The 13,865-nt window shown below is 62.1% G+C and carries 15 protein-coding genes; 9 read left to right on the forward strand and 6 right to left on the reverse strand.

Features of this window, described 5'->3' with window-relative positions; translation table 11 throughout:
- Position 1 precedes the first annotated feature (1 nt).
- Positions 2-541 carry a hypothetical protein gene (locus RH950_RS02165; RefSeq protein ID WP_350053243.1) on the forward strand — a complete coding sequence of 180 codons (540 nt, stop codon included), beginning with the start codon at positions 2-4 and terminating at the stop codon, positions 539-541.
- 162 nt (positions 542-703) lie between these two features.
- The gene (locus RH950_RS02170; protein WP_350053245.1) at positions 704-1,069 is read left to right on the forward strand and encodes a hypothetical protein; all 366 of its coding nucleotides are present in this window, start codon (positions 704-706) and stop codon (positions 1,067-1,069) included.
- Between the two features lie 41 nt (positions 1,070-1,110).
- Here RH950_RS02170 and RH950_RS02175 read toward each other — a convergent pair whose 3' ends face one another.
- The 4 genes from RH950_RS02175 to pdxH form a co-directional block, all read right to left on the reverse strand.
- Positions 1,111-1,851, reverse strand: a complete 741-nt coding sequence (locus RH950_RS02175) for an SDR family NAD(P)-dependent oxidoreductase (protein WP_350053247.1) — start codon at positions 1,849-1,851, stop codon at positions 1,111-1,113.
- A gap of 74 nt (positions 1,852-1,925) precedes the next feature.
- Positions 1,926-2,285: a hypothetical protein gene (locus RH950_RS02180; protein WP_350053249.1), complete on the reverse strand. Its 360-nt coding sequence runs from the start codon at positions 2,283-2,285 to the stop codon at positions 1,926-1,928.
- 40 nt (positions 2,286-2,325) lie between these two features.
- Positions 2,326-3,195, reverse strand: coding sequence for a universal stress protein (locus tag RH950_RS02185; RefSeq protein WP_350053251.1), 870 nt, complete (start codon positions 3,193-3,195; stop codon positions 2,326-2,328).
- A 136-nt stretch (positions 3,196-3,331) separates the two neighbouring features.
- Complete coding sequence (gene pdxH, locus RH950_RS02190) at positions 3,332-3,928, reverse strand: pyridoxamine 5'-phosphate oxidase (protein ID WP_350053253.1); 597 nt, start codon at positions 3,926-3,928, stop codon at positions 3,332-3,334.
- A 292-nt stretch (positions 3,929-4,220) separates the two neighbouring features.
- On the opposite strand from pdxH, the gene RH950_RS02195 reads away from it, so the two are divergent.
- The 3 genes from RH950_RS02195 (at position 4,221) to RH950_RS02205 (ending at position 6,341) form a co-directional block, all read left to right on the forward strand.
- On the forward strand, positions 4,221-4,700 hold the full coding sequence (locus RH950_RS02195) for an RT0821/Lpp0805 family surface protein (RefSeq protein ID WP_350053255.1): 480 nt from the start codon (positions 4,221-4,223) through the stop codon (positions 4,698-4,700).
- Between the two features lie 83 nt (positions 4,701-4,783).
- The gene (locus tag RH950_RS02200; protein ID WP_350053257.1) at positions 4,784-5,737 is read left to right on the forward strand and encodes a DnaJ C-terminal domain-containing protein; all 954 of its coding nucleotides are present in this window, start codon (positions 4,784-4,786) and stop codon (positions 5,735-5,737) included.
- Between the two features lie 31 nt (positions 5,738-5,768).
- Positions 5,769-6,341 carry a class I SAM-dependent methyltransferase gene (locus RH950_RS02205; protein WP_350053259.1) on the forward strand — a complete coding sequence of 191 codons (573 nt, stop codon included), beginning with the start codon at positions 5,769-5,771 and terminating at the stop codon, positions 6,339-6,341.
- A gap of 6 nt (positions 6,342-6,347) precedes the next feature.
- On the opposite strand, the gene RH950_RS02210 is transcribed toward RH950_RS02205, so the two are convergent.
- A complete protein-coding gene (locus RH950_RS02210; RefSeq protein ID WP_350053261.1) occupies positions 6,348-7,673 on the reverse strand; it encodes a YihY family inner membrane protein in 1,326 nt (441 codons plus the stop codon).
- 180 nt (positions 7,674-7,853) lie between these two features.
- Here RH950_RS02210 and fabI point away from each other — a divergent pair, with 180 nt between their 5' ends.
- The 4 genes from fabI (at position 7,854) to RH950_RS02230 (ending at position 12,124) form a co-directional block, all read left to right on the forward strand.
- The gene (gene fabI, locus RH950_RS02215) at positions 7,854-8,666 is read left to right on the forward strand and encodes an enoyl-ACP reductase FabI (protein ID WP_350053263.1); all 813 of its coding nucleotides are present in this window, start codon (positions 7,854-7,856) and stop codon (positions 8,664-8,666) included.
- Positions 8,667-8,684: 18 nt separating this feature from the next.
- Positions 8,685-9,770: a chorismate synthase gene (aroC, locus tag RH950_RS02220; RefSeq protein ID WP_350053265.1), complete on the forward strand. Its 1,086-nt coding sequence runs from the start codon at positions 8,685-8,687 to the stop codon at positions 9,768-9,770.
- 94 nt (positions 9,771-9,864) lie between these two features.
- A complete protein-coding gene (sppA, locus tag RH950_RS02225) occupies positions 9,865-11,631 on the forward strand; it encodes a signal peptide peptidase SppA (protein ID WP_350053267.1) in 1,767 nt (588 codons plus the stop codon).
- Positions 11,632-11,641: 10 nt separating this feature from the next.
- Entirely contained in the window at positions 11,642-12,124 is a 483-nt protein-coding gene (locus RH950_RS02230) for a hypothetical protein (protein ID WP_350053269.1), read from the forward strand.
- Positions 12,125-12,146: 22 nt separating this feature from the next.
- Here the strand turns inward: RH950_RS02230 and RH950_RS02235 are convergent, their stop codons facing one another.
- Positions 12,147-13,772, reverse strand: a complete 1,626-nt coding sequence (locus RH950_RS02235; protein WP_350053271.1) for an acyl-CoA synthetase — start codon at positions 13,770-13,772, stop codon at positions 12,147-12,149.
- Between the last annotated feature and the right edge of the window lie 93 nt (positions 13,773-13,865).

Raw genomic sequence — 13,865 nt, forward strand, 5'->3', positions numbered from 1 at the left:
TATGTACCGCGATAATTCACTGATCCCGAAGGAAGCAATCCGGATGGCGGCGCTGGGTGCGCTGGCCGGTGGTCCGCGGCCATATGCGGATGTCGCTGGTGAAGTCCGGCAGTTTGCGGCCCGGATCGTCGGTCCGTCCCTCGACCTGCTGGGCAGTTCCATCGAGCTGCTGAAGTTCGAGGGACTGATTGCACCGCTTGCCGGTGAAGGTTTCGAGGACAACGCGCGCCTGCAGCTGACCGATGCGGGTTGGGTCGCTCTCAGGGAGTATCTGTCCGCGCCCGTCCGCCCCGGCGCGAACGACCTGAACAAGCTGGTTGTCGCCCTGAAGCTGCGTTTCCTGCATCTGCTGGAGAAAGACGAGCAGGTCGAGCAGATCGAGAATCTGCGCGGTCTGCATCAGGGGGAGCATGCCCGCCTGTTCGACCTGCTGAGCCATGAGGAATGGCAGCATGGGCATCTCAGGGCCTGGATCGAAATGGAAATCGCTCAGGTCGAGGATCGCATTGCCTGGTGCGACCGAATTGCCGCCAGCCTCTGATCTCCATAACCCATTGACATAGTTTGACTTCGCAGACGTGGATGGGGCTGCAGCCCTACAGTACGTCCCATTTATATTGAATTTTATTTACTTTTGATTTACATTTTTCTGGTTAGAAAGAGCGGGGATCAAATCAGCTTTTGCTGAGAAAGGAGGCACATAATGATGGCCTTTCTGAAGCACCGCTTCGAGACACCAGCTCCGGCAAACGCTTCCAGAGCGATGACGACCTTGTCGCCCCGTGGCGATTCCTACGTTCGCATAGACAACCGGGATTATCCCATCCACCAATGGTCGCCCGCCGGTTTCACCTCGGCGCCTTACAACGGGTCCCTGATCCGGCGCCAGAAAGCTCGCGTTTCCATGACCCTGCGCGACATCCAGGATCCCGACGGCCCGCTGCGGGTTGACGGGGAGGTTCTGGTCGACGTGGCCGCGGACGGTATCCTGTCCGCCCGCTGGATCGGCCTGCCGAAATACAAGATCGCCGCGATGGCGGCCTATTTCGCCAGGAAACTTGGCGCCTGAGACAGGCGGAGGGCACCGCCGCACGCCCCTCCGCCGCCCGATCAGAACATGTGCTGTCCGCCCGTCACGAAGATTTCGGTACCGGTCACATAGCCGGAATCCTCCGAGCAGAGATAATGGATCGTCGACGCGACATCTTTCGGCGTGCCGAGCCGGTTCAGCGGTATTCGCGGAATCAGCATCTCGTATTCCGGGGACAGCATTGCGGTCTCGATTTCCCCCGGCGCCACCGCATTCACCCGCACCCCGAGATCCGCGAACTCGTTCGCCATTTCCCGCGTGAGCGAAGACAATGCGGCTTTGGAGGTGCTGTAGGCAGACCCGGCAAACGGGTGAATGAAATGCCCGGCGATTGATGTGATGTTGACGATCGCGCCATTGCCCCGGTGCAGCGCCGCGGCAAAGCCCCGGGCCAGCCGGAGCGGCGCGAAGAAATTCAGCTCGAACACCCGTCGCCACTCATCGAGATCGCCATTCAGACAGCCAAGCCGCTCCTTGAACGGCGTCTTCGGCGACCAGCCGGCATTGTTCACCAGGGCATGCAGAGGCCTGTCACCGAGCAACTCGTTGGCTTCCACGATGAAATTGTCGAGGCTGTCGGAATTCGTCAGGTCCGCGGTGATATGATGGCTCCAGTTCGGGTCGCGCCGGCATTCCTCCGGCGGCGCGTCGCGCGAACAGGTGATGATTTCCCAATTCCGTTCACTGAAGAAGCGGACTGTGGCGTGGCCGATGCCCCGGCTGGCGCCGGTCAGCAGCATGGTTTTCTGGATCGTGCTCATGGCGCCGGAGTGTAAGCAAATACGGCGGCCCGAGAAAGGCCGCCGCACGCATCAAGTCAGTTTGTCACCCAAGCCTATTTTACGCCGACGACCTGAAAGGTGCGCTGCACACCGTCATGCTCGGTAATGGAGACATATTCCCCCTCGACGAAATGGTGCCGGTCGAACTTGAAGATCGGCTCGTCATCCTCTTCGCCGTCCCTGTAGCTGAAGAGCCAGCGCCGGCCCCGGGTATGGAGAAGATGGCCGTTTTCATCCGGCTCTCCCTGCCAGAAACGGCGCACGGTACAGTCGTTTTTTGATTTCTTCCAGGCATCGAGATCGAGGGTGCCATCCTCCGACAAAGGCGCCCTGAACTCATAACCATGGTTGATACTGCCTTCCGGAAAGTCCGGATTTCTCGCCAGTTCAAGACGAACGGTACGCAGACTCACGAGCTTCACTCCTTTGTTCGAACAGGGGGATTCCAATCGCTCAGTGAGCCATCAGAACCGGGATCCTTGCCGCTGACAAAATATCGTCGGTAACACCACCGAAGATCGACTCGCGGAACCGGCTGTGGCTGTATGCGCCAAGCACCAGCAACTGCGCATTCACCTCGCGCGCTTCAGCCTGCAACCGTCCGGAAATGCTGCCAGAGGATGCGTCGAAAGCCTTTGCATCCGCCTTGACACCGTGCCAGCGCAAGGAGTCTACAAATGTTCCAAGCTGTTCCTTGGTCAGATCGTCATCGGTCCCCGACATAACAAGTACTTTATCGGCAGATTCCAGCAGCGGCATGGCATGAGCGACGGCGGCCGCGGCCTCCTTGGACGCATTCCAGCCGATGGCGATGCCGGTGATCTCCGGCATCGTGACATCATGCGGCACCACCAGGGTCGCCTTGCCGCTCTCCAGGATCGCCGCCTCGGCGATCGCCAGCGCGTCATTGCTCTCGCGGTCGGCTGGCGCAACCACACAGATCACGTCAACCATGCGGGCCCGACGCGTGACAAGGGTTGCCGGCTCTCCCACCATGGTCTCGAAGGAAACCGTGACGCCATCTGTCTCGGTCGGCTTCTCGACAACAGGAAGATTGTTGGCCTCGCGCCAGCGATCAAACGCGGCAAGCGACGCAGCCCGCGCCTCCTTCGCTGCATTTTCCGCCTGCTCTACGATCGTTTCGATCATGGACGCACTCATGCCCATGCCGATCTGCGGGACAAGCACATCCCGGGGGTCGCGATGCACATGGGCGACGAAGATGTGGGCGCCGTGTATCGCGGCGATCGAGCGGGCCGCGTTCAGAATTGCCGTGTCGGCATCGTCGCCGAGCAGCGGCGCAAGGACCGTTTTAAGTGACATGGTGTGCACCTCAATGTGATTGGGCTTATTGCATTAACCCTATCCCCCCCTCAAAGGTTCCCACATTGACCTAGGTCAAGTTCTCAAAACGAGCCCCTTGTCGTGCATATGCCTGACACAACACGGATTTACGGGGTCAGGGGAAGAGTCGAGTCACCGACCAGGTTTCGCTCTCGCTGGCGCGGCGGAAACAGAAGCGGTCATGCAGGCGGAACTCGCCATCCTGCCAGAACTCTATGGAGAGCGGCGTAAGACGCCATCCGGACCAATAAGGCGGACGGGGAACCGGTTCGCCCGGATGTGCACGGTCAGCATTCTCCACGGCCGCCATCAGCGTTGCCCTGTCGGCAAGCGGGCGCGACTGCTGCGAGGCCCAGGCTCCGACCCGGCTGCCGCGCGGCCGTGAATCGAAATAGGCATCAGCCTCGGCGTCGCTCACCCGCGTGACCGGGCCGGTTACACGCACCTGGCGGCGCACCGACTTCCAATGAAAGCACAGTGCGACAAATGGATTGATCGTGAGTTCCCGCCCCTTCTGGCTTTCCATGTTCGAATAGAAGACAAACCCCTGCTCATCGAACCCCTTCAGCAACAGGATCCGGGCCGAGGGCCGACCATCTGCATCGGCGGTCGCGACAGTCATCGCGTTGGGGTCGTTCGGCTCGGTTTCGGACGCGGCCTGAAGCCAGCCTGCGAAAAGTTCAAAAGGGTTGTCTGTATCCGGCTCGAACATGGCTTTACCTCAATCTGAAGATGACGAATCACACGGAAAGCGCCTCTCCGGTCTTTTCATTGCCTTATTTGTAGCCAATTAAGAATCGGAGAATAACTATCACTAGCGAGCGGCAGCTTGATCTGTCCAGCGCCGTAAGGTCGCAGCCAGACAATGCGGTGCCGCATGTGAGGAGCATCCGGAACCTTCACGCATGACAGGTGTTTTTGTGTAAGCGACGGATTATCAATCGATGGATTCACCGGCCCCGGAGGTTGTCCTTTCGGGCCGATGTAAAGTGAAGGAACGAGACATGAAAACTCCAGCCGTATTTGTCGTTGTCGCCGCCCTGGTGCTCGGAGCCTGCGCGAACAATGGCCAACAGCTCGGCGCCAAGCAGACCGCTGGCGGCCTGTTCGGTGCTGTCGGCGGTGCCGTTGCCGGCTCCCAGGTCGGTGGCGGTAAAGGAAAGCTCGCAGCTGTCGCCATCGGCACCCTGCTGGGCGCTTTCGTCGGCAGCGAAATCGGCAAGTCTCTCGACAATGCCGACAAGGCGGCCATGGCCCAGACGACGCAACAGACTCTGGAGACACAGCCGGTCGGCACGACGTCGACCTGGCGCAATCCGGACAGCGGTCACTCCGGCACCGTCACCCCGACCAGCACCTACCAGACCCCTTCCGGTCAGCATTGCCGCGAATATTCACAGACGGTGAATATCGGCGGCAAGATCGAGGAAGCATATGGCACAGCCTGCCGTCAGCCGGACGGAACCTGGCAAATCAAGAACTAGGCACAGGCCTCGGGCTCTGCGATGATCGGGTCCGGCGGTTTTTTTGCCGCCGGTCCGATTGCTTTTCCATATACTCCCGAGTCATGAGCGATCCTTACAAGATACTGGGTGTAAAGCCCAACTCCTCGCAGGCCGAGATCAAGAAAGCGTACCGGACGCTGGCCAAGAAGCTGCATCCGGACCTCAATCCCGGCGAAACGAAGATCGAGCAGCAGTTCAAGGAAGTCACGGCGGCCTACGATCTGCTCTCTGACGAGACAAAGCGCGCCAAATACGATCGCGGCGGCATGAATGCCGGCGCCCGTCCGGGCGGTGGGTCAGGCGCGTCGGCCAAGACCTCCAGTGGTTTCTGGAAAGCATGGACCTCGGCGCGCAAGAAGCAGAGCAGCAATTTCTCCGATATTTTCGACGATGACGACGCCGACATGTTCGACGATATCCTGCGCCGGCACGGCCAGGGAGATGGCGGCGCGGGCCGGGGAGGCAACGCCTATACGGTCGGACCGGACGTCAATTACAAGCTCAAGGTCAGCTTCGTCGAGGCCGCTGCTGGGGGTACAAAGCGGGTCACGCTTTCCGACGGCAAGACTCTCGACCTGAAAATTCCGCCGGCAACGGAAAGCGGCAAGACCCTGCGTCTGAAAGGCCAGGGCCGCAAGGGCAGCAGCAGCGGGCCTGCCGGCGATGCCTTTGTCGAGATCACCGTGGAGCCGCACGATTACTTCCACCGTGACGGCCAGACGATCAAGGTCGAGATCCCGGTCACGCTGTACGAAGCGGTCCTCGGCGCCACCATCACCGTGCCGACGATTCACGGAAATGTCTCGCTGAAGGTCCCGCCAAAATCGAACAGCGGGGCAACCCTGCGCCTGAAAGGCAAGGGCATTCCGGCGATGGGCGGAAAACCTGCCGGCGACCAGCTTGTCACCCTGAAAGTGGTTCTGCCCGACAGGGAAGATCCCGATCTGATCAAGCTCATGCAGAAATGGGTCGAGGAAAACGGCTACAATCCGCGTCACAAAATGCGCTTCAGTTGACCGGCTGGCGCCGGAGCGGATTAGCCCTCCCATGATCCAGACAAAGTATATCCGGCGGCATTTTATCGAAAAGGCCGTCCGTGCCTTTGCACCGGCCGGCACCGTCCTGGAAGTCGGCAGCGGCCGGCGCTGGCGCTATTTCGACGGCAGCGTGACGGTAAACCGGGACGACTCGGCAGAAGCGGACATTCTGTGCGACGCGGAAGCACTGACGCTGGCCGACGGGAGTTTCCAGAACGTCGCCTGCATCGAAGTCCTGGAACATACACCCTCCCCCGAGCGCCTGATCGCGGAGCTGCACAGGGTGCTGGAGCCGGGCGGCAGGTTGTTGCTGACGGTCCCGTTCATCTTCGAAATCCATGACAGGCAGGACTATTTCCGTTTCACCCGGATGGGTCTGGAGCATCTGCTGCGGCATTTCTCGGAAGTCTCGATAGAGCCGAACGGCGGCGTGTTCTGCGTCTTCTTCCATTTCATCCGACTCAGCCTGATCGGAAAGCTGCTTTTCCCTGTGCTGAACAATCTCGGCTATGGACTGGACTGCATTTTCCGTCAGGCAGAGCCGCGAATCACCCTCGGCTACACGGTCGTTGCACGGAAGTAATCCGGGCTACGCCTCGGCCGCCGGCAGATCCGGCAATTCCCTGACGCCGCCATTTTCCCCGGTGAGATCCGCCAGTACTTCCGCCGCCGGCCGTGACAGGGCCTCGGATTCGGCTTTCGACAGATCATTGATCACGGCGGCAATCGAGGCCGGCTCCTCTTTTTCGCGCCCTTCCGTCGTGTCCGCCGCGCAGCCGAGCCCCTGATAGAGTTCATAGAGACTGTAACGCGCCGGATCGCGCGCCAGCACAAACCGGCCATCCTCGGATCTGGCGACAAATTCCGCAGCCTGCAACCGCTCCAGGACCAGGGCAACCACATCCGCGGAGGCCACATCATCCAGGGCAGTCTGCGGCACCGGCCCCGCCTTCTCCCGGATCGCGGCAAGGGTCGACAGGGCGACGGAGAACAGGCGGGCCGGACCGAGGTCAGGTGCCGCATCGAGCTGCCGGGAATGCCACCAGTCGGGGAACGACGCCGCAAATACCGCCCCCAGCAGAATCACGGTCCAGGAGAAATACACCCAGACCAGGAAAATAGGGATCACCGCCATGGCCCCGTAGATCGTCTGATAGGTCGGGAAGGCCGTCAGGTACCAGCCGAAACCGAGTTTGAGGATTTCGAAGGCGGTGCCGGACAGGCAGCCGCCGATCAATGCATCCCGCCAGGCGACTGAGCGATTCGGCACGATCATGAAAAGCAGCGTGAACCCGACAGACTGCAGGACAATCGCGATAAGATGGGCGCGGAAGTCGCCGCCGACATCGAGCGAGCCGGCATCCAGCCCGGCATCGGTCCAGGTCTGTCGCAGGACGGAGAAGAAATCGCTCGTGGTCGAGAGGATCAGGCCCATCAGGATCGGACCGAGAGACAGCACCGCCCAGAAGATCAGGAAGCGCACCAGCAGATGCCGCGGCCGCTCCACATGCCAGATCGCGTTGAAGGTGGATTCGATGGTCGCCAGCAACAGAATCGCGGAAACCGTCAGGCCAATGATGCCCGCTGCGCCGAGCTGCGACGCATTGCGCATGAAGCTGTTCAGGTAGGAGCGGACGGGACCGGCGATTTCCGGCACCAGATTCTCGAAAATCGACGTCTCGATCGCCGTCCGGGCCATTTCGAAGGCCGGGAAAGCGGTGAAGATCGCGAATCCGATGGCCAGCAGAGGCACCAGCGCCAGCAGCGTCGTGTAGGTCAGTGCGGCGGCCGCCTGCATGCCGCGGCCACGATAGAAACGCATCAGCGCAAAGCCGATATACTCCGCCACGTCCCGCGCCACGGCGGCCGCCGCGAGCGTTCTCCAGCGATCCAGACGATTGGCTTTCTTGCTCATCTTGTCAGCCTATCATGAATGCCTGTAGAACAGCGCGCGCGCACGATCAGCAAGGCCCGCACCGCAGCGGTTTCTGCGGCGCGGCGGTATCCGCATGCGGTTTGCCGATAACGGCCTTTAGTGTAGGATCGCGCGAATCATGTGAATTATTTTGCAGCAACCTGCATCTAGGGGCATCGAATGAGTGAACCAAGCCCGGTCATGAGTGGCAAAAAGGGTCTCATCATGGGGGTCGCCAACGACCGTTCCATCGCTTGGGGCATCGCGAAGGCGGCAGCGGCCCAGGGTGCGGAACTCGCATTCACCTTCCAGGGCGAGGCGCTGCAGAAGCGGGTCGCCCCACTGGCGGCCCAGCTTGGCTCCAATCTGGTACTACCCTGCGACGTCACCGATGATGCAAGCGTCACCAAGACGTTCGAGGCGATCCGGGAGAAATGGGGCAAGCTCGACTTTCTCGTGCATGCCATCGCCTATTCGGACAAGGATGAGCTGAAGGGCAAATACGTCAACACGACACGGGACAACTTCCTGAAAACGCTGGATATTTCCTGCTATTCTTTTACCCGGATCGCACGCGAAGCGGCGGAAATGATGCCGGATGGCGGATCGCTGCTGACCCTGAGCTATTACGGCGCCGAAAAGGTGATGCCGCATTACAACGTCATGGGCGTCGCCAAGGCCGCGCTTGAAGCCAGCATCCGCTATCTTGCCACCGATCTCGGAGGCGACAACATCCGGGTCAACGGCCTGTCTGCCGGCCCGATGAAGACGCTCGCCGCCTCCGGCATCGGTGACTTCCGCTATATCCTGAAATGGAACCAGTACAACTCGCCGCTGCGGCGGAACGTGACGCTGGAGGATGTCGGCGGCTCCGGCATGTATCTGCTGAGTGACCTGTCCAGCGGTGTCACCGGCGAAGTCCATCATGTCGATTGCGGTTACAACATCGTCGGCATGAAGGCGGTGGACGCGCCCGATATCTCCACGGTCTGACCCGGATAGCAAACACACATGGCCAGCAATTCCTTCGGTGAGGTCTTCCGCTTCTCGACCTGGGGCGAAAGCCACGGACCCGCCATCGGCTGCGTTGTCGACGGCGTGCCCCCGCGCCTGCCCGTCTCCGAGACGGACATCCAGTTCTATCTGGACCGGCGCAAACCCGGGCAAAACCGTTTCACGACACAGCGCCAGGAGCCGGATCAGGTGAAGATCCTGTCCGGCGTGTTCGAGGGCCAGACCACCGGCACCCCGATCGGGCTGATGATCGAGAACACGGACCAGCGCTCGAAGGATTACGGGGACATCATGAGCCGGTTCCGGCCGGGTCATGCGGACTATACCTACGAGGCCAAATACGGCATCCGCGACTATCGCGGCGGCGGACGCTCCTCGGCGCGGGAAACCGCGATGCGGGTGGCCGCCGGCGCCATCGCGCGCAAGATCATCGGTGCCCGTCTCGGCAATGCCTTCCATCTGCGCGGGGCCCTGGTGCAGGTCGGCCCGCACAAGGTGAACCGGGATAACTGGGACTGGGAAGAGGTCGAGCGCAATCCGTTCTGGAGCCCGGACGCGCAAGCGGCGGAACTCTGGACGGACTATCTCGACGGCGTCCGCAAGGCCGGCTCCTCTGCCGGCGCCGTGATCGAGATCGTCGCCGAGGGCGTGCCCGCCGGTCTGGGCGAGCCGGTCTATGGCAAGCTCGACAGCGACCTGGCTGCGGCCATGATGACCATCAACGCGGTCAAGGGGGTGGAGATCGGCGACGGTTTCGCAGCCGCCGAAATTCCTGGCCACGAGGCCGCGGACGAGATGCGGATGGACGGCGACAAGCCGGTTTTCCTGTCAAACCATGCAGGCGGCGTGCTCGGCGGCATCTCTTCGGGGCAACCGGTCGTGGTGCGCTTTGCGGTAAAGCCGACCAGCTCGATCCTTACCCCGCGCCAGTCCATCGACAAGGACGGGAACGAGGTCGATGTGGTGACCAAGGGCCGGCACGATCCCTGCGTCGGCATCCGCGCTGTTCCGGTCGGCGAGGCGATGATGGCCTGCGTTCTGGCGGACCATCTGATGCGCCACGCGGCACAATGCGGCAGCTGACCGGACCTCGCTCCGGATCTGCCTTGGTACTGCCCTCGTTTTGCTCTATCGGAATGCCCATATGTAAAGCGGGCAAGGTGAGGATGCGGCCGGGATGCTGAAATTTCTGAAAGGACTGCTGATCAGTTTCGGGTTTCTGTTCCTGATTCTGGTCGTCGGCGCCGTCGCCGGACTGCACTATGCGTCAGACCGATGGGAGAAGGCGCCTTTGCCCGAGCGCATGGTGCTGTCACTGACGCTGAAGCCCGATCTGCGCGAGACGACCGACCCGTTTCCCCTTGCCAATCTCTTCAACTCCGGCACGCCATCGCTGCTGGATCTCGTGAACATTCTGAAGGTGGCGGGCGCGGATGAACGCGTCCAGGGACTGTTCCTCGACCTCTCCGCCGCCCAGATCCGTCCGGCGGAAGCCCAGGAACTGCGCGCGGCAATCTTGCGTTTCCGGTCGAGCGGCCGGTTCGTCCATGCCTTTGCCGACAGCCTGGAAGGCAATGGCGGGATCTCGACCTACCACCTCGCGACCGGCGCAGAGAGCATCTCCCTGCAGCCGTCGGGCCTGCTCGATATCCGCGGCATCAGCCTGGCCGCCCCGTTCTTCGGCGAAGCTCTGGAGAAACTCGGGATCGAGGCCGACTTCCGCGCCCGCCACGAATACAAGGGCGCCGCAGCCTCCATGACGAACACGGCGTTCCCGGCCCCGATCCGGCAGAACTACCGGCGTCTGGTGGATTCCCTGTATGCCGGTATTGCCGCCGATATCGCCACCGCTCGCCGGCTGTCATCCTCTTCCGTCAACGGGCTCATCGACACCGCTCCTCTGACTGCCGACGAGGCCAAGAGTAACGGCCTGGTTGACCGGATGCTCTATCGCGACGAAGCCGTCGCGGTCGCACAGGCCAAGGCTGACGGCGCCGGACTGGTCTCGCTCGCGGTCTATAGCGATCAGGTGGAGTTCGGATTCGGCGAGGAAGACCCGGCGCGGATCGCCGTGATCGCGGTCGACGGACCGATCGTGCGCGGTCGTGCCCCGCTGTTCGCGCGCGGCCGCGAGGCTGCTGCGCAGAACATCGTCGACGCCGTGGAAGACGCCCGGGCGGACAAGCGGGTCAAGGCGATCATCCTGCGGGTCAGCAGCCCCGGCGGCAGCTATGTGGCCTCGGATACCATCCTGCATGCCCTCTCGGCCGCCCGTGACGGCGGTCTGCCGGTCATCGTCTCGATGAGCGACATGGCTGCGTCCGGCGGATATTTCGTCGCCCTCGCGGCGGACCATGTCGTCGCCCATCCGAACACCATCACCGGCTCCATCGGCGTCGTCAGCGGCAAGCTGAACCTGTCCGGCTTCCTTGCCGAGTACGGCATCCGGACGGACAGTGTGAGCGCTGGCCGCAATGCCGACATGTTCAGCCCGACGCGGCCGTTCAGCGCCGCCGAAAGCGCCCGGCTCGACGCTGTGCTGGACACCATCTATGAGGATTTCACGGCCAAGGTCGCCGCAGCGCGCCGGCTCGGCCCGGTCGAGATCGACGGCGCCGCGCGGGGCCGGGTCTGGAGCGGTGAGGACGCGAAGCGGATCGGACTTGTCGATGTGCTCGGCGGCTATGCGGAGGCCGAGGGTCTGGCGAGGGATGCCGCCGGGATCGCCCCGGAGGCCCACAGCATGCTGGTCGCCTACCCCGAACAGAGCCGGGATCTGGACGCAATCGTGGCCGCGCTCGAGGAAGGCGAAATCGGCGAATCCCTGAGCCGCCTTGAGGCGCTGTTAACGTTTATCCGGTATAGTGATTTTCTGGAGTCCGTACTGAACACCGCCGGGGGCGACCGCATCGAGGCGGCAACCTCCCCCATCTTTGTCCGCTGAGGAGAATCCGATGTCGCGACTATTGCCAATATTCGGTCTGGCACTTGTGCTTGCCATTGGCCCTGGCGCCCAGGCCCTGGCCGCCAGCCACGGCGACAAGGCCAACGCGAGGGTGGAGGCCGAGCGCAAGGAAAAGGACAAGAACCAGCGCAAGAAGGACAAGGCCTTCAATCGCGACATTCAGTATCGGCATGCCATCGGCCCGGACGTGCTGCCGCTCGGCCCCTTCACCATCTCCCTCTATATCGATGGCAGGCTGACCGAACACCGGGTGAAAGTCGCCCTGCAGGCCATCGACACCGCCAAGAAGACCGAACTCGAGAACGCCAAGACCCAGCTCTACGGGATCGTCTATCCGCTCTGCCTGAAGCTCTTCGAGAAGGGCCGGCCAACCTCGTCTGACGTGCTGGCCTTCAAGGCACAGGTCGAGAAGAACGTCTCAACCCGATTCAAGGACACCATTAAAGGTGTCTATATCGAATCACTGCTCTGAGCATAGCGCTGCCGATCAGGGATCAGAGGGCTCTCGCCTGATCCCGCAGCACGAATTTCTGGATCTTGCCTGTCGACGTCTTCGGCAATTCGCCGAACACCACCGTTTTCGGCGCCTTGTAATGCGCCATTTTCTCACGGCAGAACGCGATCAGATCCGCCTCGCTGACCGTCGCCCCTTTCTTCAGGGTAACGAAGGCGCAGGGCGTCTCGCCCCATTTCTGGTCCGGCCGTGCCACCACGGCGGCATCCAGCACCGCCGGATGGCCGTACAGCACGCCCTCAACCTCGATGGTCGAGATATTCTCCCCACCGGAGATGATGATGTCCTTCGAGCGGTCCTTCAGCTCGACATAGCCGTCCTCGTGCCAGACCCCGAGATCGCCGGTATGGAACCAGCCACCCTTGAAGGCCTCGTCGGTGGCCTTCGGGTTTTTCAGATACCCCTTCATGACGATATTGCCGCGCATGAACACCTCGCCCATGGTCTCGCCGTCCTGCGGCACCGGCTCCAGGGTTTCCGCCCCGGCGACCATGAGGCCCTCCTGCACCGGATAGCGCACGCCCTGCCGTGATTTCAGGCGCGCCTGCTCCTCGATCGGCAGGCCGCTCCACTCCTCGTGCCATTCACAGACCACCGCCGGGCCGTAGACTTCGGTCAGGCCGTAGACATGGGTGATCTTGACACCCTTTGCTTCCATGCCCTCGATCACGGAGGCGGGCGGGGCGGAGGCGGCGGTCATCATCTGCACCTGATGATCCCAGTCCCGGCTGTCCTCCTCCGGCGCGTTCAGCAGCATCGACATGATGATCGGCGCGCCGCAGAGATGGGTCACGCCATGGTCGGCGATAGCATCGTTGATATCCTTGGCGACGGTCCGGCGCAGGCAGACATGGGTGCCGCCCAGCATGGTGATGGTCCAGGGGAAGCACCAGCCGTTGCAGTGGAACATCGGCAGGGTCCAGAGATAGATCGGATGATGCGCCATGCCCCAGACCAGTGCATTGCCCAACGCATTCAAGTAGGCACCCCGATGGTGATAGACCACGCCCTTCGGATTGCCCGTCGTGCCGGAGGTGTAATTGAGCGCGATCGCATCCCACTCATCACCCGGAGGCACGGCGGTAAAGTCCGGATCGCCCGTCGCCAGGAACGCCTCATATTCCATCTCTCCGAGACGCTCGCCGGAGGCTGCCGCCGGGTCCTCGATATCGATGACGAGGATGTCCCGCGTCACCTCTTTCAGCGCTTCCCGGATCACCGGCGCGAACTCGGCATCGGTCAGCAGCACGCTGGCCTCGCCATGCTCGAGGATGAAGGCGATCGTCGGCGCATCGAGCCGGACATTCATGGCGTTCAGCACAGCACCGGTCATCGGCACGGCAAGACTGGCTTCGAAGGCGGCGGTGATGTTCGGCGCCATCACGGCGACCGTCCTGCCCTTGCCGATCCCGCGTTTCGCAAGCGCGGAAGCCAGACGGTGACAGCGTTCCCGCGTCTCGGCCCAGGTAAAGCGGCGGTTCCCGTCGATCACGGACGCTCGGGTCGGGAAAACAGCGGCGGTTCTGGCCAGAAATGAAATCGGCGTCATCGGCACATAATTCGCCGCGTTCCGGTCCAGATTCTCCTCGAACGGATTCCCGCTCATGCCGCTGTTCCTCCTGAATTCTGGCCGGTCCGGCCCTTTGACTTTGCCAAAGGCTAACCCTGCCGGGACCTGGCCGCAATGCACTCGGCTCAT

The organism is Nisaea sp. (assembly GCF_040217065.1).
Lineage (GTDB): Bacteria > Pseudomonadota > Alphaproteobacteria > Thalassobaculales > Thalassobaculaceae > Nisaea.

Excerpts from the sequence above, each read along its gene's own strand:
- RH950_RS02165 (WP_350053243.1), top strand. The coding sequence starts at position 2 with ATGTACCGCGATAATTCACTGATCCCGAAGGAAGCAATCCGGATGGCG.
- RH950_RS02170 (WP_350053245.1), top strand. The coding sequence starts at position 704 with ATGATGGCCTTTCTGAAGCACCGCTTCGAGACACCAGCTCCGGCAAAC.
- RH950_RS02175 (WP_350053247.1), bottom strand. The coding sequence starts at position 1,851 with ATGAGCACGATCCAGAAAACCATGCTGCTGACCGGCGCCAGCCGGGGC.
- RH950_RS02185 (WP_350053251.1), bottom strand. The coding sequence starts at position 3,195 with ATGTCACTTAAAACGGTCCTTGCGCCGCTGCTCGGCGACGATGCCGAC.
- pdxH (WP_350053253.1), bottom strand. The coding sequence starts at position 3,928 with ATGTTCGAGCCGGATACAGACAACCCTTTTGAACTTTTCGCAGGCTGG.
- RH950_RS02195 (WP_350053255.1), top strand. The coding sequence starts at position 4,221 with ATGAAAACTCCAGCCGTATTTGTCGTTGTCGCCGCCCTGGTGCTCGGA.
- RH950_RS02200 (WP_350053257.1), top strand. The coding sequence starts at position 4,784 with ATGAGCGATCCTTACAAGATACTGGGTGTAAAGCCCAACTCCTCGCAG.
- RH950_RS02205 (WP_350053259.1), top strand. The coding sequence starts at position 5,769 with ATGATCCAGACAAAGTATATCCGGCGGCATTTTATCGAAAAGGCCGTC.
- RH950_RS02210 (WP_350053261.1), bottom strand. The coding sequence starts at position 7,673 with ATGAGCAAGAAAGCCAATCGTCTGGATCGCTGGAGAACGCTCGCGGCG.
- fabI (WP_350053263.1), top strand. The coding sequence starts at position 7,854 with ATGAGTGAACCAAGCCCGGTCATGAGTGGCAAAAAGGGTCTCATCATG.
- aroC (WP_350053265.1), top strand. The coding sequence starts at position 8,685 with ATGGCCAGCAATTCCTTCGGTGAGGTCTTCCGCTTCTCGACCTGGGGC.
- sppA (WP_350053267.1), top strand. The coding sequence starts at position 9,865 with ATGCTGAAATTTCTGAAAGGACTGCTGATCAGTTTCGGGTTTCTGTTC.
- RH950_RS02230 (WP_350053269.1), top strand. The coding sequence starts at position 11,642 with ATGTCGCGACTATTGCCAATATTCGGTCTGGCACTTGTGCTTGCCATT.
- RH950_RS02235 (WP_350053271.1), bottom strand. The coding sequence starts at position 13,772 with ATGAGCGGGAATCCGTTCGAGGAGAATCTGGACCGGAACGCGGCGAAT.